This is a genomic window from Peristeroidobacter agariperforans, from assembly GCF_004138335.1.
GTDB lineage: Bacteria > Pseudomonadota > Gammaproteobacteria > Steroidobacterales > Steroidobacteraceae > Steroidobacter > Steroidobacter agariperforans.
On record NZ_RYFW01000004.1, the window covers coordinates 260,692 to 279,435 of the forward strand.

The following is an 18,744-nucleotide window of genomic DNA, read 5'->3' on the forward strand; positions in this document are numbered from 1 at the left end:
CGTTGGAGTAGCACACTGAATTGCTGACGGAGCCTTCCATGCACGTTTACCAGAACGCGATCGAGATGATTGGCCGCACCCCCATGTTGCGGCTGCATCGGCTCGATACCGGTCCTTGCGAGCTGTTCCTGAAGCTCGAGTACATGAATCCGGGCGGCTCCATCAAGGATCGCATCGGCCTGTCCATGATCGAAGAAGCCGAGCGCCGCGGCGATCTGAAGCCCGGCAGCGTCATCGTCGAGGCCACCGCCGGCAACACCGGCCTGGGTCTCGCGCTGGTCGCCGCGCAGAAGGGCTACCGGCTCATTTTGGTGTTACCGGACAAAATGAGCCAGGAAAAAATCTTCAACCTGCGCGCGCTCGGCGCCGAAGTGGTGTTGACGCGCTCGGATGTGGGCAAGGGCCACCCGGAGTACTACCAGGACCTGGGCGCCGCCATTGCCAAGCGCAACGGCGCTTACTTCATCAATCAGTTCGCCAATCCCGACAATCCCAAGGCGCACGAGCTCACCACCGCGCCCGAAATCTGGGAGCAGATGGAGCAGAAGGTGGATGCGGTCGTCATCGGTGTTGGTTCGAGCGGCACGATCGCCGGCCTCGCCGCGTTCTTCAAGAAGCACGCGCCGCACGTCGAGCTGGTGCTCGCGGACCCGCAGGGCTCGATTCTCGCCGAGTTCATCGCGACCGGAAAAATGACGCAGAAGAGTGGCTGGCTGGTCGAAGGCATCGGCGAGGATTTCATTCCGGAGATCGCCGACTTCTCAATGACCAAGCGCGCTTACAGTATTTCCGATGGCGAGTCGTTCTCGGTCGCGCGCGAGTTGTTACAGAAAGAAGGTGTTCTGGCGGGCTCGTCCACGGGCACCTTGCTCGCATCGGCTTTGCGCTACTGCCGTGAGCAGAAGACGCCGAAGCGCGTCGTGACTTTGGCGTGCGACACCGGCGCGCGCTATCTGTCGAAGCTGTACAACGATTTCTGGATGGAAGATCAGGGCTTCATTCAGCGCGAGACCTATGGCGATCTGCGCGACTTGATCGGTCGCCCGCACGGTGAGCGAGCCACGATCACGGTCGGGCCGAACGACGTGCTCACGACCGCGCACAATCGCCTGCGCAACGCTGGGTTCTCGCAGTTGCCCGTGATGGATGGAGACCAACTCATCGGCGTCGTCACCGAAGATGACATCCTGCGTTTTGCCTTCGGTCACCCGGAGCGCTTCAACGAGCCGGTACACAAGGCCATGACCAGCACGTTCCTGCGGGTCGACAAGACGCAGACGCTCAACAACCTCGTGGCGATGCTCGAGGTGCGCTCGTCGGCGGCCGTCATGGATGGCGAGAAGTTTCTCGGCCTCGTGACGCGCTCGGACGTGCTCAACTATCTGCGCCGCCAGGTCAAATAACTCTGCTCCCGAGGACATCATGACTGATTCCCGCTCATTGCGTTTCGGCACTCGTTGTATTCACGCCGGTCAGGCGCCCGACCCGAGCACGGGCGCGGTGATGCCGCCGATCTACGCTACCTCGACTTACGCGCAGAGCAGTCCTGGCGTTCACAAAGGCTACGACTACTCGCGCACCTCGAATCCGACGCGCAGCGCGTGGGAGAAGTGCATCGCCGATCTCGAGGGCGGCGTCCGTGGCTTTGCGTTTGCGTCGGGCATGGCCGCTACGAGCACGCTGCTGGAGCTGCTCGATGCCGGAAGTCACATCGTGGCGATGGAAGACCTGTACGGCGGCACGTTCCGTTTGTTCGAGCGAGTGCGCAAGCGTTCGGCGAATCTCGAAATCACGTTCGCGAATCTGGCAGATCAAAAGGCCTTGGAGGCCGCGGTCCGTCCGACGACCAGGATGATCTGGATCGAATCGCCGACCAATCCGACGCTGCGCCTGGTCGATATCGAGCAGGTCGCCGAGTTCGCGCGCAAGCGGAACATTCTCACCGTCGTCGACAATACGTTCGCCAGCCCTTGGGTGCAGCGGCCGATCGAGCTCGGCGCCGACATCACCATGCACTCGGCGACCAAATATCTGAACGGCCATTCCGATATGGTCGGCGGCGTCGCGGTGGCGGCCAACAACGAGCTGGCGGACAAAATCGGCTTCCTGCAGAACGCCGTCGGCGCGGTCAGCGGGCCGTTCGATAGTTTCCTGGCGTTGCGCGGCTTGAAAACATTGGCGCTGCGCATGCGCCAGTCGAGCGAAAGCGCGCTGCAAATCGCAGGCTGGCTGGAGAAACATTCTCGCGTTTCGAAGGTCTTGTACCCGGGGCTTGCCAGCCATCCGCAACATCAGCTGGCCAGGCGTCAGATGCAGAACGGCTTCAGCGGCATCGTCACCTTCTTCGTGAAGGGGGGCTTGAGCGAGGCCAAACATTTCCTCGAGCGCTGCCGGATCTTCACGATCGCCGAGAGCCTGGGCGGCGTGGAGAGTCTGGTCGATCATCCCGGTCTGATGACGCACGCGTCGATTCCCCCGGAAAAGCGGCGCGAGCTCGGCATCGACGATTCGCTGATCCGTCTGTCGGTGGGCATTGAAGACGTCGAAGATTTGCTCGCCGATCTCGAGCAGGCGCTCGCCGACTAAGAGCCTTCGGTGTCCTCGCCGCCCTCGAGCGGCGGCGGGGGCGCCGAGGAATTCATTCTTCCCGCCTTGCGAAGCGCGTCGCGCAGAACGTACTCGATCTGCGCGTTCACGCTGCGCAGCTCGTCCTGCGCCCAGCGTTGAACGGCGTCGAGTACGTCGCTGCTGATTCGCAGCGGATAAGCTTTTTTGTCCGCCAACTGCTCAGCCGCTATACAAAGTGCCGGTGTTGACGACGGGTTGCGTGCCGCGCTCGCCGCACAGTACTACCAGCAGGTTCGACACCATCGCCGCCTTGCGCTCTTCGTCGAGGTGGACCACGTCCTTGCGCGCCAGTTGTTCGAGGGCCATGTGCACCATGGTGACCGCACCCTCGACGATGCGAGTGCGAGCAGCGATGATCGCTGCGGCCTGCTGACGTTGCAGCATGGCCTGTGCGATTTCGGGCGCGTAGGCGAGATGGCTGACGCGTGCTTCGATCACCGTGAGTCCGGCCTGCGCCAATCGATCCTGCACTTCGTTGCGAAGGTGGTCGTTGATCTCATGTGCGTGCGAGCGAAGCGCGATCTTGTGCTCTTCGTGCAGATCGTAGGGATAAGAGGTCGCCATCTGGCGCAGCGCCGCTTCACTCTGGACCTGCACGAAGTTTTCGTAATCGTCGACGTTGAACACGGCCTCGGCGGCATCGTGCACCTGCCAGACCACGACCGCCGCGATCTCGATGGGCGAGCCTTCCAGATCATTGACCTTCAACTTGCTCGACTCGAAGTTGCGTACCCGCAGAGTGACGGTCTTCTTGGTGTAGAACGGATTGGCCCAGCGCAGCCCGCTGTTGCGCTCGGAGCCGACGTACTTGCCGAAGAACTGCATCACCGCGGCCTGGTTCGGCTGCACGATGAAAAAGCCCATGCCGCAAAAACCGACCAGGGCGGCGGCCACGATCGGCGGCAGGGGCGATACGAAGGCTGCCACCGACTGCCACAACCACCAGCCGCACAGAGCCAATAACACCAATAAGATCAACACCATGGGCACGCCGGGCAGGGTCATCACTTGTCGTTCTTTCATGGCCTTCTCCTGAGCTTCTGCTGCACCATAGCATAGGAAGATATCAGAGTGATATCACATTGCAGCGAAGGCCCGCCGAGCACAGCTAACTCCCTGGTTTTGCGAACGGGATATTTGCCATTGGCACGGGGCACCGCGATGATCTGCGCCGCCGTTGTGCCCAAGCGGACGCGGCAGCTCGATCAAACCGAGACAAACACAAGGGAGAGACGTGTCATGGCCATTCAGCCCACTCAGCCGCAGGGCATCGGCGGCGTTCTGGACACTGCGTTTCAGTTGTACAAATCCTCGCTGGCCGTCGTCTGGCCCATTGCGCTGCTGGTAACGGTTCTGAGCCTCGCGCCGCTCTTTTATCTCGTGTTCACTGGCATACCGCTGTTCGATCCGACCGCGGCCGCCGCGCCGGACCCGTCCTTGTTCACCAAGATCATCGTTGCCGTTCTGATCTCGGTGATCCCATCGACGTGGGGCATGAGCGCGGTGTTCCTGAAGCAGGAAGCCATCGGCTCGGGCAGCGACCTGGCCACTGGCTCGGCGTTTCAAGTGGCTTTGCAGCGGCTGCCGGCGATGATCGTCGCGGTCATTCTTTATATGGTGGCGATCATGATCGGATACGTGCTGCTGATCGTGCCTGGCTTGATCCTGACGCTGAGCCTGATGATGTACATGTCGCTGGTGCTGTTCGAGCGCAAAGGTCCGGTCGACGCCCTGGTCGGCAGTCACAAGCTGGTGTGGGGCAACTGGTGGCGCACCGCCGCCATTCTCACCCTGACCGGCATCCTGATGATGGTCATCTATCTCGCGCTGGCCTTCGTTTTCGGACTGCTCTCGCCGTTCATCGCCATGGCGTTCGGCAATGCCCTGCTGGTGGGCATGGGCGTGCAGCTGCTCTCGCAGGCGGCGACGAACGTGCTCGTCATGCCCTTTACCTGCGCGGTGTTCATTTCGATCTATTGGGATCTGAAGCTGCGCAAGCAAGGCGGCGATCTCGCCGCGCGCGTGAATGCACTGAGCCCCGCCTGATTCGTGCGTTCGACGTTTCTGGTTCTGATGTTGCTGGCCGCGCCCGCGGCCCTCGCGCAAAGCGAGGGCCCGGCGCGGCAAGCGGTCGAGGAATGTATCGACGCGCTCGAGCCCGATGTCATCGGGCTGAATGAAATCGAAGAGACTTGTCCCGACATCCGTGTGGACCTGGAACGGCTCGGGATCACCGATCTGGTTTCCGAGGATCTGCTCAGTCTGGTGAGCCGCGACGGGTTGCGTAGCCTGCACCAGATTGCGCTTCGTTATGAGCAGGAGCCGGAGCGTGCAGCGATCGGCAGCGACACGCTCGCGTCGGTGCTCGAGTCGCTGCGCAAGCCGCCGGCGCCCGAGCACGAGCTATCCTGGTACCAGCGATTCGAACGTTGGCTGCGCGAGCTCCTCGACAGGAAGGCATCGCAATCCAGTAACGACTCCTGGCTGAGTCGCTGGCTGCAGGAACATTCGCTGCCGGAAACCGTGCGCTGGGGCCTGATCTATGGCTCGATGGCCTTGGTGATCCTGCTTGGATTGGGAATTGTCATCAACGAGGTGCGGACCGCAGCGCGAGGCCGTCGACGCAAGTCCGCAGCCGCGGCGGCGAATGCAGCGGACGTTCCTGTCGAGCTGAGATCCGCTGGATTGGATCCGGAAGCCGGCGGCGACAGGCCGTCCGCGCTGTTGAGACTGCTGATCGCAACGCTCGTCAAAACCGGACGTTTGAATAGCGCACAGAGTCTGACCAATCGCGAGCTCGCGAAGCGCGCACGGTTCGACGACTCCACCCAGCGCGAATCTTTCCAACAGATTGCGCAGCTCGCCGAGCGTGAAATCTTCAGCGGCCAAGACGTTGCCAGCGACGACCTGGGAGACGTGCTGCGAGTGGGGCGCAACCTCAATGCGCAACTGAAGGGAGCGGCAACGTGAAGGAGCGCTTGCTCACCTTGGCGCTCGCGATCGGCGCATTCGTTGCGTTCTATGCGGTGCTGGGGCCGAAGCCCCAAGGTCCGCAACAGCAGGCGACGCGTCCGACCAGCACCGAAGGCGGTCCGAACGGTTATCTCGGCATGGTGCGTTGGCTGGAATCGGAGCGCGTGCCAGTGCTGTCGTTGCGCGAGCGCTTCCCGAAGCTGAGCGACGTGTCCGGTCTGGAATCGCACACGGGCAATCTGTTGATCTCGGCGGCGCCGCATTTGTATCCGGTGCGCGATTCCGAAATCCTGCCGCTGCACTCCTGGGTGCAGCGGGGCAATACCTTGCTGATCGTCGCGGGGTTGTCCGATACGCCGGACTGGTCCATGGAGCCGGGCGGCGATGCGCAATTCATCGAGCATCTGCAAAAGATCACGCGAATGAGTTTCGAGCAGCGTGCCGATGAAGATGAGGAAGGTGACGACGAGGGCGCCGAAAAGGACGATGTACCGACGGCCGCCGAAATGCTCGCCGCGCAGACCAAGCTGCCAGAGCCGCTGCATTTCGAGATGCGACCGGCCGGCGCGCATCCGCTGCTAGAAGGCGTGAACAAGGTGAGCGCGACGTCGGAGTATCTGACCTCGAAGTGGGATGGCTGGGCGAAGGGCATGGGCGCCTTGGAACTGGCGCACGATCCCGTCTCAGGCGCGCCGGTGCTGTGGGTGTTGTCGGAGGGCAATGGGCAGATCATCCTCAGTGCCTACGGCAGCATTTTCGGCAACAAACTGCTCGGCGAAGACGACAATGCGCGCTTGTTAGCGAACATCGTGCGCTGGTCGTTGCGAGGCAGCGGCAAGGTGATCATCGACGACGCGCATCAGGGGCTCGTCGCTTTCTACGATCCCGACAAGTTCTTTGGCGATTCGCGCCTGCACGCGACTTTGTGGTGGCTGTTGGGGCTGTGGCTGGTGTTCGTCCTCGGTTCGCAGCGGCTGCGTCCGTCGCAGTCCAGCTGGAATCCCGTGGACATCACCGGCTTCGTGCGTGCGACGGGTGGCTTCATGGCGCGCGTGATGCGGCCCGCGACGGTCGGCCAGCAAATGATCGCGAATTTTTTCAACGACGCGCGCAAGCGCCACGGCCTGCCGGCGGACGGATCGCCGATGTGGGATTGGTTGAGCGCTCAGACAGTCGTGTCCGGGCAGGATGTCGAGCGTCTGCAGGCGCTGCACACCAAGGTACAACGAGGCCAGCGCGTCAACTTGTCTCAGCTTCACAACCTGCTGATACGATTGCGCGCCGCTTTGAATTAGTCGATTACTCCGGGAAGGACATCAATGAACGCGCTCGTCGCCTTCGAAGAACGTTTGCAACAGGAGTTGGGCTCGGTGGTGCTCGGCTTGCAGCCTGTGATCCGCGCGCTGGCGATTGCTGTCGTCGCTCGCGGTCACGTACTGCTGCAAGGTGCGCCTGGCTTGGGCAAGACCCTGCTCAGCAAATCGCTGGCGGCCTCGCTGCGGGGTGTGTTCAAACGAGTGCAAGGCACGTCGGATCTGATGCCCGCCGACATCACTGGCGTGCACGCCTACGACGCCGAAAAGCGCCAGTTCATCTTTCGTCCCGGTCCGGTGTTCGCCGATGTGCTGCTGGTGGACGAAATCAATCGTGCCGGGCCCAAGACTCAGTCGGCCTTGCTCGAAGCGATGGAAGAGCGGCAGGTCACGGTCGATCGTCAGAACTACGAGCTGCCGGAAAACTTTCTGGTCGTCGCGACCCAGAATCCACGCGAGTTCGAAGGCACGTTCCCCTTGCCGGAGTCGCAGCTCGATCGTTTCATGCTGCGTGTGGATCTTTCTTATCCCACGCGCGAAGACGAGCTGGGCATCATCGCCCGGTACGGCAACACGGACGCACATGCGCGAGTCGAACGGAAAGAACAGTTGCCGCCGCTCGATCTGGCTGCGGTTCGGCAGGCCGTCGAGCAAGTTCATATCGCGCCCGAGCTGTCGGGTTACGTGATCGATCTGGCGGCGGCTTCGCGTTCGCACGCCCACGTCAGTCTCGGTCTTTCCACTCGTGGCGTGCTGGCCCTCGTGCGTGCTGCGCGAATTGCAGCCGGCATGCGCGGCGGCGACTTCGTTACGCCGGACGATGTGAAACAAGTGGCGCCGCTGGTGATTCCGCATCGCTTGATGCTCGCGCCCGAAGCGCTGCTCGAAGGCGTGACCGAGCAGACGATCACGCAGCAGCTGCTCGATCGCACGCCGGTGCCTCGCTGAGCCATGCATCTTCGCACCAACGGCCTCGTGTTCGCGGTGCTCACCGTGCTCGTGGCCATTCTCGGCGCATGGAGCGGTGAGGCGGACCTGCAGCGTCTGTGGTTGCTGCCGCTCGCATTGTTGCTGCTCGGTCTGGCGTACGAAGGCATGACGGTGACGCGCGCTCGAGCAAACGTAACGATCGACGCGTCTGCTCAGGGAATATTGGGCCGCCCGATGTCGCTGCAGCTTTTGTTCAGGCACGCGCTCGGGCGCGATGTGGAGCTTCAAGTTGCGCCGGCCGCGCCTGAAGCCGTCGAGATCGACAATCAGATCCGGACGCTGAAGGTGCCGGCAGGCGAGGCGGCGGCCATCGAGTTGGGTGCAACGCCTCGCCGGCTGGGGCAACACCAGTGGCCAAGCATGCAGGTGCGCGTGGGCGGGCCGTTGGGATTGGCATGGTGGTCGCGTCGTTTCGACACGAGTTACTCGTTCAAAGTCATGCCGGAATTGCTACGTGACAGTGCGGACGCATCAGTGCCGTGGCTGGCGGCATGCGTGCGCATTTGAATCAAGGCGCCGGTGCGGAAATTCTGCAGCTGCGCGAATATCGTGCGGGCGATCCGCAGAACGCCATCGACTGGAAGGCGACAGCACGGCGTGGCCGGTTGATCAGCCGCGATTACACCGAAGACCAACATCTCGACATCGTCATCGCCATCGATGCGGGACGCACCAGCGCGCTGCGCGCCGGCGACCTGGATCGGCTCGGTCATTACATCAATCTGGCTGCTCGTTTCGCCGAGCATGCAGTGGCGCAGGACGATCGAGTCGGTGTCATGTTGTTCGCCGACCAGCCGCTCGCGACGCTCGCACCCGGCCGCGGCATCGGCAGTGTGTTTCGCATTCGTCAGATGCTGGCGTCGGCGACGCCGAAGCTGGCCGAGTCGAATCCATTGAACGCAGCGCTGCGCATCCGCACGCTGGTGCGACATCGCAGTCTGATCGTGATGTTGACCGATGTAGACGATGCGACGGTGGCTGGGCAGCTCGCATCGGCGGCGCGCCTGTTGTTACCGAAACATTTGCCGCTGATCGCGGGCATCTCCAGCCCGGAAGCGGAGACGATGCGCGATGCGCCGGCGCAATCCTGGCTCGATCCCTACCAGGCGCTGGCAGCCCAGGAATATCTCTCTCGATTGGAGCGCAACGTGCGGGCGTTGCGTGCTTTGGGTGCGCCGGCGTTGGTGACGCGCCCCGAGCACATGGAGCGCGCCGTGTTCGATGCTTACGTGGAGTTCAGAAACCGACGGCGGGTTTGACGCGTTTGCGACCGAACAAATCGCCGGTCAGCGCGGCGATCATCACCATGCCATAACCGAAGCCGACGACGCCCCGGCTGATCATCGGGAAACTCGGATCGGGCGACAGATAGCCCTCGATGAATCCGCAGCCCACCAGCAACAGCGCGCACAGCACTAACAGACGCGAAGCTTTGGTTGCGGCGTGCTGAAACGATTCGCGCCGGGTCGCATGCGTCGGGCGGATCAACGCTTCGCCGAGCATCGTGCCGGCCGCTCCGGCAAGACAAATCACCGACAGCTCGACGACGCCGTGCGCGGTGACGAATTTGAGCAATTCGCCGGCCATTCCGTGCTGATGCGTGAAAGCGAAGATGGCGCCGAGCATCAAGCCGTTGGTGGCGATGATATAGAAGGTGCCGAGCCCGAACAGTACGCCGAGACAGAACGCCATCAGGCTCACGGCAATGTTGTTCGACAGGATGCCGATCGACAGCACCGAAGAGGGCGTCACATTGAGCAGGCCCTCGGTCCACAGTCGGCCGCCCTCCACGCCGTTGATCATTTCTTCGCTGGCCAGCAGCGAGATCAGCTCGGGATGCTGCGAGATCAGCCACCAACCGGCGCCGGCGCTGAGCACGAACAGCAGTGTCACCCAGACGATGGCAGGTCGCAGCTCGCGCACGACCTCGGGGATTTCTTCCCGAAACAACGTGAGCAGGCGCGCCCGCCAGTCGTGCGGCTTGCGATAGATGATGGAATGGAGCTTCGCGTAGCTGTGTTCCAGCGCCTTGGTGACGCGGCTTCCCGGCAGGATGCGTCGCGCGATCGACAGGTCTCGTCCGAGCGCGCGATACAAGTCGATGGCCTGCAACGCTTCGGCGGCGGAGTGGTTGCGGCTCTTCTCGAGCGCTTCCAGCTGCGGCGAGAGTTGACGCCACGTCTCGACGCGAGACGCCAGCCACGCCTGCATGCCTGCTTCGGCGTTCATGGCGTCGGGTTCAGCAAGGTCTGCAGGCGGGTTCGGAGCTCGACCGTGCTCAGCTGCGCCAGCTGTTCGGGCGACATGGATCGGTCGGCTCGGGCGAGCAGCGAACGTCCGATCTCACCTCGCGTCTTCTCATCGAGCGCCGTCCAGCGTTCCAGCAATTCGTGGATCAGATCGGCGGCGCGCGGATCGAGCGAACGATTCGGCGGCGTGAGGCGAGCGAATGAGGTGTCGTGTTCCTTGCTGTCCAGGATGAGCAGCGTGCCCGCAGCGATGTCGCCGAAACGAACGTGCTGCTCGGTGAACAGCGCCGTCGCCAGCCCGACCAGGTAAGCGAACGGCAGCGAATCGATCAGGCGAAACACGTTCCGGATCAGCAGCGCGCCCATGCTCGGAATGTCGCCGGTGCGCGTGACGATGCGAACGCCCGCCATGCGCTTGCCCGGCGTACTGCCGCGCATGAGGACTTCGAGGATGGGGTGATAGAACAAATAAATGCCCGCTGTCGGCAGCAGCACCCAAAGGAAATAACCGGGGCCCGGCGCTTCTTCGCCTGCGAAGAAGGTTGCGATGTCGCCCAGGGAGACCAGGCTGCCGATCGCCCACCACGTGAACGCCAGGACCGCGCGGATGTGCCAGTCGATCACGAACGCAAAGCTGCGGCTGCCGACGCCGGCGATGCGCAGCTCGACATCGACGCCGGTAATGCTCTGCAGGATGACCTGAGGCGCGGCCATGAGAGTTCCTTGAGTCCGTTACTCCACGATGCGGGCCAGCTGCTCCGCCTGATATTCCTGCTGCAAAGGCTGGATCAATCCGTTCAGATCGCCGTTGATCACGTCGGCCAGCTTGTACAGCGTCAGGTTGATGCGATGGTCCGTCACGCGGCCTTGGGGAAAGTTATAAGTCCGGATGCGTTCGGAACGATCGCCCGAACCGACCTGCAGCTTGCGTGAGCTGGCCTCGGCCTGGTCGCGCTTTTCCTGCTCGGCTGCCTTGAGCTTGGCCTTGAGCAAGGACAGGGCACGCGAGCGGTTCTTGTGCTGCGAGCGTTCATCCTGACATTCCACCACGATGCCGCTGGGCAGATGCGTGACGCGAATCGCGGAGTCGGTTTTGTTGACGTGCTGACCGCCGGCGCCCGAAGCGCGGAAGGTGTCGATGCGCAGCTCCGCCGGGTTGAGCTCGATGGGTTCGATATCGTCCAGCTCCGGCAGGATGGCGACCGTGACCGCCGAGGTGTGAATGCGACCCTGCGCTTCGGTGGCGGGCACGCGCTGCACGCGATGCGTGCCGGATTCGAATTTCAGGTGCGAAAACGCGCCGCGGCCGACGACCCGGCTGATGACTTCTTTATAACCGCCGTGCTCGCCGGGGCTTTCCGACAGTACTTCGACATTCCAGCCGTGCTGGCTGGCGTAACGCGAATACATGCGGAACAAGTCGCCGGCGAAGATCGCCGCCTCGTCGCCGCCGGTGCCGGCGCGCACTTCGAGATAGATGTTGCTCTCGTCGCGCTGGTCTTTGGGGATGAGCTCCCTGGCGAGCTCTTCTTCTTCGACTTCGATGCGCGCGCTGAGGCTGGCGAGCTCTTCCTGGCCGAGCTCGCGCATTTCCAGATCGTCACCTTCGGCCATTTCGCGCGCCGAGGCGCGTTCGGCGAGCGTGCCGAGATAGGCTTTGTAGCGCGCGACGACCGGGTCGAGCTTGGAATATTCCACCGACAGGTCGCGAAACTTGTTGGTGTCGCCGATCACGGCGGGATCGGCGAGCAGGCCGCCCACTTCCTCGTGGCGCTCGGCCAGCTTTTCCAGCTTGATGCGTATCGAATCTTTCATCAGGTTTGGTCGGGAGTGTCGGCGGCGAACAAGATGCGCGCGGCCTCCAGTAATTCCACTTCGTCCCGCTCGGCGGCTTCTCGAAGCCGCTGGCTCGGGCCGTGCAACAGCCGGTTGGTGAGCGTCGATGCCAGGAAGTCCACGACTTCCCGCGGATCGCGCCCGGCCGCCAGCATACGCCGCGCCTGATCGACGGTCTGCACACGCACCGCTTCGGCTTCCTCGCGCAGCTGCCGGATGGTCGGCACCGCATCCAGCGTTTTCAGCTGCTGTTCGAACAGCGACACTTCGGTCGCCAGCATCTCACTCGCATCGCGCGCGGCCTCGCGGCGCGAGGCCAGATTCTCGTTCACCACGTTTTGTAAGTCGTCGATGGTGAACAGATACACGTCTTCGATCTTCGACACTTCCGCTTCGATGTCGCGCGGCACGGCGATGTCGACCATGAAGATCGGCTTGCGCTTGCGGGCACGAACCGCGGCCTGGACCGCATCGTAGGTGATCACGGGCGTCGGGCTGGCGGTCGACGTGATCACGATGTCGGCTTCCGGCAAGTGAGCCGCGATGTCGTCGATGCCGATCGCGAAGCCTTTGAACTCGGCGGCGAGCTCCTGCGCCCGGCCGATGCTGCGATTCGCGACGATCATCCTGCCGAGGCCGTTCGCGTGCAGGTGACGCGCGGCCAGTGCAATCGTCTCGCCGGCGCCGACCAGCAACGCCGTGTGGCCGGCAAACTTCTCGAACACGGTGCGCGCCAGCGACACGGCCGCATACGCCACCGACACGGCATTGGCGCCGATGCGAGTTTGCGTGCGGACCCGCTTGGCCACCGAAAAGGCCGTCTGCATCACCCGGTTCAGGTACGGGCCGGTCACTCTCTGCTCATGGGCGGCGCGATACGCGTCCTTGAGCTGGCCCAGGATCTGCGGCTCCCCGATCACCAGGGAATCCAGGCCGCAGGCAACCGCGAACAAGTGCTGGACCGCTGCCGAGCCGTGCAGGCGGTACAAGGTCCGATCGATATCCAGCCGATGCGCGGCCAGGTCGTGCCAGTGGGCGAGCCAATCGGACAGGGGTAGCGATGGATCCAGGAGCGGTCCCGGCCCGTTAACACCACCGTCGGGGGCTTGTCCGCCGGCGTCCGCGAAACAATAGAGCTCGGTGCGGTTACAGGTGGAAACGATCAACGCTTCGCGCACCCCCGGCTGGCCCGCCAATTCCCGCAAGGCCGCGGGCAGCTCCTCACCCGCAAAGACCATCTTTTCGCGGATTTCGACGGGCGCGGTGCGGTGATTGATTCCTATGACGACGAGTGGCATGCCGGCTGCAGTCGCAACGGTGGCGGATTGTCGGGGAAGGGCTCACTAATGACAAGCGAGTCGGCAGGTTCCGCCGACCAAGCGGTCTCGATCCAAGCTGATATAGTTAATTGACAATGAGCCCACTTCCTCCTCCATTCCGCTATTCCCCGCGTATCGCGGCGTTCTTGCTGGCGTCCGTCCTGGCGGCGTGTACTGCCCCGGGCGGCAAGCGCGAGCCGGCCGTCGAGAATTTGCCGGCAGACCCCAATGCCCTGGTATTGGGCGCCGAAATGGCCTTGCAACGGGGGCAATACCTGGAAGCGTCCAAGGCCTATCTGCGCGCTGCCCAGGCGTCCAACGACGAGGAGCTGGCCGAGCAGGCCACCCGGGTCGCCCACGAGCATCGCCAATGGACCGTCGTGCAAGCTGCCGCCGAGCGCTGGCTCGAGCTGAACCACACCAACGAGGAAGCCCGGCGCTTTGCCGCGTTCGCCGCGCTTCATCTCTATAGGATCAATACGGCCACCGAGCACCTGGGCATCCTGCTCGACTCGGCCTTCATCAATCCGCAGGCTGGCTTCCTGGCGCTGCTCCCGCAACTGGCGGACGAGGGCACGCCGAGCGGGGCCACCGCCGTGCTCCGCCAGCTGGTCGTGAAGTATCCCGATGTGACCGAAGCGCACTACGCGCTGGCGCAGGCCGCGTCCCAGTCGGACAACCTGTCGCTGGCGATGGAGCACGCCCGCAAGGCGCGCGAACTGGGGCCGTACTGGTCGCCGGCCGGCCTGCTGCTGGCTCGCATGCAAATGCTGACCGGCGACGCCGAGGGCGCGCTGGTCACCGCCAAGCAGGTCATCGATCAGGACAATCAGGATTCCAACCGGCTCGAATATGCGCTGATGCTGATGCAGGCAGGCAAGGAAGAGCAGGGGCGCAAGGAATTGGCTGCGCTTGCCAACAGCGAATCCACCGGCACCGTCGTGGAGCGCGCGCTCGCCGACATCGACTTCCAGCTCGGCAATCGCGACTCCGCCGCGCAACGCTTCAGCAACCTGGTGTCCAGCGGCCGGTTCGTTTACGAATCGCTGTTCTATCTCGGCGCGATTGCCGAAGGTCGCGAAGCCTGGGACGACGCTTCGCAGATCTACGGCCGCGTCACCGGCGGCGAATTCGCCATGGCCGCGCAGACGCGCCTGGCCCGCATCAAGGCGAAGAACGACGGCCTGGAGGCCGGGCTCAAGCATCTCGAAGAGTTCGGCGCCACTCGTCCTCAGTACCGGGTCGAGACCATCACCGCCCGCGCTTCTTTGATGAGCTCCAACGGCGACACTGCCGGCGCGCTCGCGCTGCTGGATTCGGCGTTGAAAGCGTATCCCGATGCAGTCGAGCTGCGCTTCGCTCGAATTTTCCAGCTCGAATCCGCGGACAAGGTGGATGAAGCGATCGCCGATCTGCGCCGGCTCGTCGCCGATCGCCCGAACGATCCCTCGGCGACCAATGCGCTCGGCTATACGCTGGTCGATCGCACGCGTCATCACAAGGAAGGTCTCGACCTGATCGAGCAGGCGCTGACCGAAACGCCGGACAGCGGCGCGGTGCTCGATAGCATGGGCTGGGCGCTGCACCGAGTCGGCCGTTCTCAGGATGCGCTCGGGTATCTGGAGCACGCCAGGCGTCGGATCAACGATCCGGAAGTGGATCTGCACCTCGGCGAAGTGCTGCTCGCGCTGGATCGCAAGGACGATGCCCGCGATGTATGGAAGCGCGCCAGCGAGCGCTATCCGGAAAACAACGAGATCAAGCAGCGGCTGCAGAAGCTGAACTGACCGTGGGGTGTCGACTTTCCTTGCCGGCGCTCGCTGCGATGTTTCTACTCGCTGCCGGCTGTGCCACTGCGCCCAAAGGCCCCGCTCCAGGCACGGCGATTCCCGCTGATTTAAAGGATCTCGATCGCTGGCAGGCTCGCGGCCGACTCGGCGTTTCCGGGCCCGATAACGGCGGCTCCGGCAGCTTCGAGTGGCGTCAACGCGGCGATGTTTCCAACGTCGACATCCGCGGTCCGGTCGGCATCGGCGGCGTGCGTCTGGAAATGAGCGGCACGGGCGGCAATCCGAATCTCATCTTGGAGACCAGCGACGGCCTCAAGCTCGAGTCCGACGCTGCTTGGGACGAACTGCAGAACCGCCTCGGCACTGCCGTGCCCGCCGGCAACCTGCGTTATTGGATGCTCGGTCTCGCCGCGCCCGGCGAGCATCGGTGGCACGATGAAAACGAAAACGGCGTAACGTCGCTGGAGCAAGGCGGCTGGCGCATCGACTATCAGCGCTACTCCACTGAACCCGGCGCTCGCGTACCCATGCGCATCACCGCCACGAGCGGCGACGCACGCGTACGCATCGTCGTCGATCGCTGGCAGCTCGGACAATGAACGACAACAACGAATTCCTCGGGCTGCCGGAACCCTGGCCGGCGCCCGCCAAGCTCAATCTGTGCCTGCACATCGTCGGCCGCCGCGCCGACGGCTATCACCTGTTACAAAGCGCCATGCAACTCATCGATCTGTGCGATGAGCTGCAGTTCTATCGGCGCCCGGCCGGCGTGATCGAACGCGTCGGCGACAACGCCGACATCCCCGCCGAACAGGATCTGGTCGTGCGCGCCGCGCGCTTGCTCGCGACTCGCTACGAAGTCTTCGACGGCGTCGGTATCGAAATCAAAAAGCGCATTCCCGTCCAAGGCGGCCTGGGCGGCGGCAGCTCGGACGCGGCGACTGTGCTGGTTGCGCTCAACGAGCTTTGGCGACTGGGCTTGAAGATCGAGGAGCTGGCCACGCTCGGTCTGGAGCTCGGCGCCGATGTGCCTGTTTTTGTGCGCGGTCATTCGGCGTGGGCCGAGGGTGTCGGCGAACAACTCACGCCGTGCGACTTCCCGGAGCAGGTATTTCTGGTGCTCAAACCGCAAACCGGAGTGAGCACTGCGGCCGTCTTTCAGGACCCTGAATTGACACGTAATTCACCCGTCACGACAATACGCGCCTTCTTCGCCGGGGGTGGTCACAACGACTGTGTCCCGGTAGTCCGCAAGCGTAGTGGTGAGATTGCCGAAGCGCTTGATTGGCTTGAAGAATTCGGGGAGTCAAGGCTGACCGGCACCGGCGCCTGCGTGTTCGTCGCGCTGCCTGAGGAGGCGACGGCTCGGAGCGTATTGGCGCGCGTTCCTGCGCGCTGGACCGGTTACGTTGTCCGTGGCCTGAACCGTTCGCCGCTGCTGGACCGGCTGGCGCACGAATCGGCCTGAACTCCTCCGACTCGAGATCGAGTCGCGCTTTTGCATCTGTTGGGGCGTCGCCAAGTGGTAAGGCAGCGGGTTTTGATCCCGCCATTCGGAGGTTCGAATCCTTCCGCCCCAGCCAATATCAACTCTAAAAACAATAACTTAGAAACGCTGCTGCATTCGTTGAGGCCCCTGAGATCCCCCAGCGCAGGCACCAAGCTGGCACTAGCGCACGACGATGCATTCCGCGGAGTAGGACGAGTCTGGGGGCCTTCGCAGCTAACCGTTTGTCGCGAGGGGAAGAAGCGACGCTTGGATCGCGTACTGAAGAGTCACGCGCGAGAGCTTGCATTGGGGGAATGGCGGGATTCGGTCCCGCCATTCGCGATCGGTGCCTAGCGCCCAGGCTGAGCCGCGAGCAAAGGCGCAGCGCTTTTGCGAGTCGGGCGCGCTCTGCGCGCGAACTCGAGCCGGTTGTTAGGTGTGCTTCGCATGCTGCAACCACAAGGCCTCCCGGTGAACCGGTGACGCGGCGGCAAACTCCTCTGCAAATACATCTGGTCCTTCATAGATGGAAATCGCCTTCGATGGATATCGCTCAGAGGCCAAATGTCGTTCAGTTCTTCCATGGCAGCTAACGCCGCGCATGAGCCGCGAACAAAGTGCATCGCACTTTGTGAGTCGGGCAAGCAGTGCTTGCGGACTCGATTCGCTTGTTAGCTGCCTGCTGCAAGCAATGCGAGCCTCTGAATGTTCTGAATGCCACGTTCCATCTTTATTCTCGCGGACGAGTTGGCGGAATGCACAGACATCTTCGGCGGCCTAAACCCGCGTGTGGCCACCGCCTCTTCGATCCACAAGACGACATCGTATCCGGTTCCTTTCTCATCATCGCCTAGGTCGTGGTCGAGGCTGACTTCCGTAACGTTGCCTGTCTCGAGCAGCGCCACCGCCTCCGCCGGCCAGTACACACGCACCCAGCCCTCGGGTGTAGCGCGCTCGTCGTCCAGGAAAACTTTCATGCTCTGACAGCTAACGTTTGCGCTCACGCGCGAGCGTCTTCGCGAGTCGCGTGCAGCGCATAGTTGGGTTGCAGCTCACGTTGCGAAACTGACGTAAAACAAGCGCTTTGTTGAGGGCTGAAGTAGCAGTACCTGCGCGCCTGCAGGAACGCGGCCATGGGTGTTCATACCCCAGAACATTATCTTCATCTGCTGGGAGTTGGCCATCTCAAATGAAGGAAAGCAATCCGCTCCCTCGTACTCAGCCCATTGGAGCGATTGTTCCAACGCGGCCGCTAATAGGTCGTTGGTTTCTGGTCCAGTCTGCCATTCGATGAGCATCGGCTCGGTGACAGAAACGTCTTCGAGCTGGATGCAGTAGTAATCAGTGTGGTCACCGGTAATGTCTCGTGCCGACACAGAACCGTCGATCACCGTCCAGTTCTGGGTTGTACTGAAACCGCCCCAATTCAGAACGAACAAGGCATCGTCCTTGTCCGTGCTCTTCTTGGGTCCAGAGAAGGACATGAAGGCGTAGACAGCCACTCCAGCCACTACAATCAGCGCTAATGCGCCGATGCATTGCAGAAGGATGCGGATGAATCTCATAGCCCTTTTGCAACCCAACGCCGCGCGTCATGCGCGCGCGTCTTCGCGCGTCGCATGCACGCGCTTGTTATGCGATGACCCGCGCTACCTAACGAATGTTTCCAATTGACACTCCGATTGACCGGCGTAAAGTTTCCGGCGGAGCGTAGAAACTCCATCAGGCGGGCAAGCTGCAACCCGAACATTGCGGCTTTTTTGTGCCCGAAGTTCGGAATGTAATGGTCGGGTGTCTTGGCGAATACAAGACCTGCTTGCAGGGAATAGCCGAGGCAGTACCTGTTGCTGTTTCTACCCACCCGACCGCCCACTTTTGCAACGTAGAAATTGCAGCAGGTGAACTCATGAAGAATCGAAAGCTCAAGGTCCGAGCGGGACACTACGACCGCCTCAGCGCTGATCGGAACAGTTACAAGCCTAGTCCTCAAGTTCCTTTCGTCCTTCTCAAAGGTCTCTGGCTTGAAGAAGCCAACTTCCTCATCGGCCACAACATCAACGTCGAAGTTCGGGAGAATCAGCTGATTCTAACCGCCGAACGGGCCTGATCTCTACTCCGAGCCCTGGCAGTTATGTCAGGGCTCTTTCTGGCGTGACG

General features: G+C 62.6%; 20 protein-coding genes and 1 tRNA gene. 13 read left to right on the top strand and 8 right to left on the bottom strand.

From position 1 onward, the window contains the following. Positions 1 to 38: 38 nt before the first annotated feature. Positions 39 to 1,403, top strand: coding sequence for a pyridoxal-phosphate dependent enzyme (locus tag EK373_RS26970; protein WP_129647599.1), 1,365 nt, complete (start codon positions 39 to 41; stop codon positions 1,401 to 1,403). Positions 1,404 to 1,422: 19 nt separating this feature from the next. Beyond that, positions 1,423 to 2,586 (top strand): trans-sulfuration enzyme family protein, encoded by a 1,164-nt coding sequence (locus tag EK373_RS26975; RefSeq protein WP_129647600.1) that lies wholly within the window; start codon positions 1,423 to 1,425, stop codon positions 2,584 to 2,586. Here EK373_RS26975 and EK373_RS26980 read toward each other — a convergent pair. Together EK373_RS26980 and EK373_RS26985 are read right to left on the bottom strand one after the other, a co-directional pair. Next, positions 2,583 to 2,783 (bottom strand): Arc family DNA-binding protein, encoded by a 201-nt coding sequence (locus EK373_RS26980; protein WP_129647601.1) that lies wholly within the window; start codon positions 2,781 to 2,783, stop codon positions 2,583 to 2,585. The genes EK373_RS26975 and EK373_RS26980 overlap by 4 nt on opposite strands. A 4-nt stretch (positions 2,784 to 2,787) precedes the next feature. After that, positions 2,788 to 3,651, bottom strand: coding sequence for an SPFH domain-containing protein (locus EK373_RS26985; RefSeq protein WP_129647602.1), 864 nt, complete (start codon positions 3,649 to 3,651; stop codon positions 2,788 to 2,790). A 216-nt stretch (positions 3,652 to 3,867) separates the two neighbouring features. On the opposite strand from EK373_RS26985, the gene EK373_RS26990 reads away from it, so the two are divergent. From EK373_RS26990 to EK373_RS27015, 6 genes are read left to right on the top strand one after another with little or no spacing between them, the layout of a single operon-like run. After that, positions 3,868 to 4,674: a hypothetical protein gene (locus EK373_RS26990; protein ID WP_129647603.1), complete on the top strand. Its 807-nt coding sequence runs from the start codon at positions 3,868 to 3,870 to the stop codon at positions 4,672 to 4,674. A 3-nt stretch (positions 4,675 to 4,677) separates the two neighbouring features. Next, positions 4,678 to 5,598, top strand: a complete 921-nt coding sequence (locus tag EK373_RS26995) for a hypothetical protein (RefSeq protein WP_129647604.1) — start codon at positions 4,678 to 4,680, stop codon at positions 5,596 to 5,598. After that, positions 5,595 to 6,896, top strand: a complete 1,302-nt coding sequence (locus EK373_RS27000) for a DUF4350 domain-containing protein (protein WP_129647605.1) — start codon at positions 5,595 to 5,597, stop codon at positions 6,894 to 6,896. Before EK373_RS26995 ends, EK373_RS27000 begins: the two co-directional genes overlap by 4 nt. A 24-nt stretch (positions 6,897 to 6,920) precedes the next feature. Continuing rightward, positions 6,921 to 7,862, top strand: coding sequence for an AAA family ATPase (locus tag EK373_RS27005; protein WP_129647606.1), 942 nt, complete (start codon positions 6,921 to 6,923; stop codon positions 7,860 to 7,862). 3 nt (positions 7,863 to 7,865) lie between these two features. Continuing rightward, on the top strand, positions 7,866 to 8,411 hold the full coding sequence (locus EK373_RS27010; protein ID WP_129647607.1) for a hypothetical protein: 546 nt from the start codon (positions 7,866 to 7,868) through the stop codon (positions 8,409 to 8,411). Then, positions 8,396 to 9,163 carry a DUF58 domain-containing protein gene (locus EK373_RS27015; protein WP_129647608.1) on the top strand — a complete coding sequence of 256 codons (768 nt, stop codon included), beginning with the start codon at positions 8,396 to 8,398 and terminating at the stop codon, positions 9,161 to 9,163. The genes EK373_RS27010 and EK373_RS27015 overlap by 16 nt, the downstream gene beginning before the upstream one ends. On the opposite strand, the gene EK373_RS27020 is transcribed toward EK373_RS27015, so the two are convergent. Genes EK373_RS27020 through hemA form a run of 4 tightly spaced genes read right to left on the bottom strand, consistent with a single transcriptional unit; the run spans position 9,141 to position 13,287 of the window. Then, the gene (locus tag EK373_RS27020; protein ID WP_129647609.1) at positions 9,141 to 10,133 is read right to left on the bottom strand and encodes a stage II sporulation protein M; all 993 of its coding nucleotides are present in this window, start codon (positions 10,131 to 10,133) and stop codon (positions 9,141 to 9,143) included. The genes EK373_RS27015 and EK373_RS27020 overlap by 23 nt on opposite strands. Then, a complete protein-coding gene (locus EK373_RS27025) occupies positions 10,130 to 10,867 on the bottom strand; it encodes an RDD family protein (RefSeq protein ID WP_129647610.1) in 738 nt (245 codons plus the stop codon). The genes EK373_RS27020 and EK373_RS27025 overlap by 4 nt, the downstream gene beginning before the upstream one ends. 18 nt (positions 10,868 to 10,885) lie before the next feature. Beyond that, on the bottom strand, positions 10,886 to 11,968 hold the full coding sequence (gene prfA, locus EK373_RS27030) for a peptide chain release factor 1 (RefSeq protein WP_129647611.1): 1,083 nt from the start codon (positions 11,966 to 11,968) through the stop codon (positions 10,886 to 10,888). Continuing rightward, positions 11,968 to 13,287, bottom strand: a complete 1,320-nt coding sequence (gene hemA, locus EK373_RS27035) for a glutamyl-tRNA reductase (RefSeq protein ID WP_129647612.1) — start codon at positions 13,285 to 13,287, stop codon at positions 11,968 to 11,970. The genes prfA and hemA overlap by 1 nt, the downstream gene beginning before the upstream one ends. Positions 13,288 to 13,403: 116 nt before the next feature. On the opposite strand from hemA, the gene EK373_RS27040 reads away from it, so the two are divergent. The 4 genes from EK373_RS27040 to EK373_RS27055 all read left to right on the top strand — a co-directional run bounded on the left by EK373_RS27040 (position 13,404) and on the right by EK373_RS27055 (position 16,681). Continuing rightward, the gene (locus EK373_RS27040) at positions 13,404 to 15,095 is read left to right on the top strand and encodes a tetratricopeptide repeat protein (protein ID WP_129647613.1); all 1,692 of its coding nucleotides are present in this window, start codon (positions 13,404 to 13,406) and stop codon (positions 15,093 to 15,095) included. Positions 15,096 to 15,133: 38 nt separating this feature from the next. Further along, complete coding sequence (gene lolB, locus EK373_RS27045; RefSeq protein ID WP_157994558.1) at positions 15,134 to 15,697, top strand: lipoprotein insertase outer membrane protein LolB; 564 nt, start codon at positions 15,134 to 15,136, stop codon at positions 15,695 to 15,697. Next, entirely contained in the window at positions 15,694 to 16,566 is an 873-nt protein-coding gene (gene ispE, locus EK373_RS27050; RefSeq protein WP_129647615.1) for a 4-(cytidine 5'-diphospho)-2-C-methyl-D-erythritol kinase, read from the top strand. Before lolB ends, ispE begins: the two co-directional genes overlap by 4 nt. 40 nt (positions 16,567 to 16,606) lie before the next feature. Then, positions 16,607 to 16,681 (top strand) — tRNA-Gln (locus tag EK373_RS27055). Between the two features lie 577 nt (positions 16,682 to 17,258). Here the strand turns inward: EK373_RS27055 and EK373_RS27060 are convergent. Further along, a complete protein-coding gene (locus EK373_RS27060) occupies positions 17,259 to 17,564 on the bottom strand; it encodes a cyclic-phosphate processing receiver domain-containing protein (RefSeq protein WP_129647616.1) in 306 nt (101 codons plus the stop codon). Between the two features lie 75 nt (positions 17,565 to 17,639). Further along, complete coding sequence (locus EK373_RS27065; protein ID WP_129647617.1) at positions 17,640 to 18,152, bottom strand: hypothetical protein; 513 nt, start codon at positions 18,150 to 18,152, stop codon at positions 17,640 to 17,642. 341 nt (positions 18,153 to 18,493) lie between these two features. Here EK373_RS27065 and EK373_RS27070 point away from each other — a divergent pair, with 341 nt between their 5' ends. Further along, positions 18,494 to 18,694: a SymE family type I addiction module toxin gene (locus EK373_RS27070; RefSeq protein ID WP_129647618.1), complete on the top strand. Its 201-nt coding sequence runs from the start codon at positions 18,494 to 18,496 to the stop codon at positions 18,692 to 18,694. The last annotated feature ends 50 nt before the right edge of the window (positions 18,695 to 18,744 follow it).

What these genes read in the sequence shown, in the direction of transcription:
- ispE (WP_129647615.1), top strand. Translation starts at nt 15,694, where the DNA reads ATGAACGACAACAACGAATTCCTCGGGCTGCCGGAACCCTGGCCGGCG.
- EK373_RS26970 (WP_129647599.1), top strand. Translation starts at nt 39, where the DNA reads ATGCACGTTTACCAGAACGCGATCGAGATGATTGGCCGCACCCCCATG.
- EK373_RS27010 (WP_129647607.1), top strand. Translation starts at nt 7,866, where the DNA reads ATGCATCTTCGCACCAACGGCCTCGTGTTCGCGGTGCTCACCGTGCTC.
- EK373_RS27005 (WP_129647606.1), top strand. Translation starts at nt 6,921, where the DNA reads ATGAACGCGCTCGTCGCCTTCGAAGAACGTTTGCAACAGGAGTTGGGC.
- EK373_RS26985 (WP_129647602.1), bottom strand. Translation starts at nt 3,651, where the DNA reads ATGAAAGAACGACAAGTGATGACCCTGCCCGGCGTGCCCATGGTGTTG.
- EK373_RS27020 (WP_129647609.1), bottom strand. Translation starts at nt 10,133, where the DNA reads ATGAACGCCGAAGCAGGCATGCAGGCGTGGCTGGCGTCTCGCGTCGAG.
- EK373_RS27065 (WP_129647617.1), bottom strand. Translation starts at nt 18,152, where the DNA reads ATGAGATTCATCCGCATCCTTCTGCAATGCATCGGCGCATTAGCGCTG.
- hemA (WP_129647612.1), bottom strand. Translation starts at nt 13,287, where the DNA reads ATGCCACTCGTCGTCATAGGAATCAATCACCGCACCGCGCCCGTCGAA.
- EK373_RS26975 (WP_129647600.1), top strand. Translation starts at nt 1,423, where the DNA reads ATGACTGATTCCCGCTCATTGCGTTTCGGCACTCGTTGTATTCACGCC.
- EK373_RS27025 (WP_129647610.1), bottom strand. Translation starts at nt 10,867, where the DNA reads ATGGCCGCGCCTCAGGTCATCCTGCAGAGCATTACCGGCGTCGATGTC.
- EK373_RS27060 (WP_129647616.1), bottom strand. Translation starts at nt 17,564, where the DNA reads ATGAAAGTTTTCCTGGACGACGAGCGCGCTACACCCGAGGGCTGGGTG.
- EK373_RS27070 (WP_129647618.1), top strand. Translation starts at nt 18,494, where the DNA reads ATGAAGAATCGAAAGCTCAAGGTCCGAGCGGGACACTACGACCGCCTC.
- EK373_RS27015 (WP_129647608.1), top strand. Translation starts at nt 8,396, where the DNA reads ATGCGTGCGCATTTGAATCAAGGCGCCGGTGCGGAAATTCTGCAGCTG.
- EK373_RS27040 (WP_129647613.1), top strand. Translation starts at nt 13,404, where the DNA reads ATGAGCCCACTTCCTCCTCCATTCCGCTATTCCCCGCGTATCGCGGCG.
- lolB (WP_157994558.1), top strand. Translation starts at nt 15,134, where the DNA reads ATGTTTCTACTCGCTGCCGGCTGTGCCACTGCGCCCAAAGGCCCCGCT.
- prfA (WP_129647611.1), bottom strand. Translation starts at nt 11,968, where the DNA reads ATGAAAGATTCGATACGCATCAAGCTGGAAAAGCTGGCCGAGCGCCAC.
- EK373_RS26990 (WP_129647603.1), top strand. Translation starts at nt 3,868, where the DNA reads ATGGCCATTCAGCCCACTCAGCCGCAGGGCATCGGCGGCGTTCTGGAC.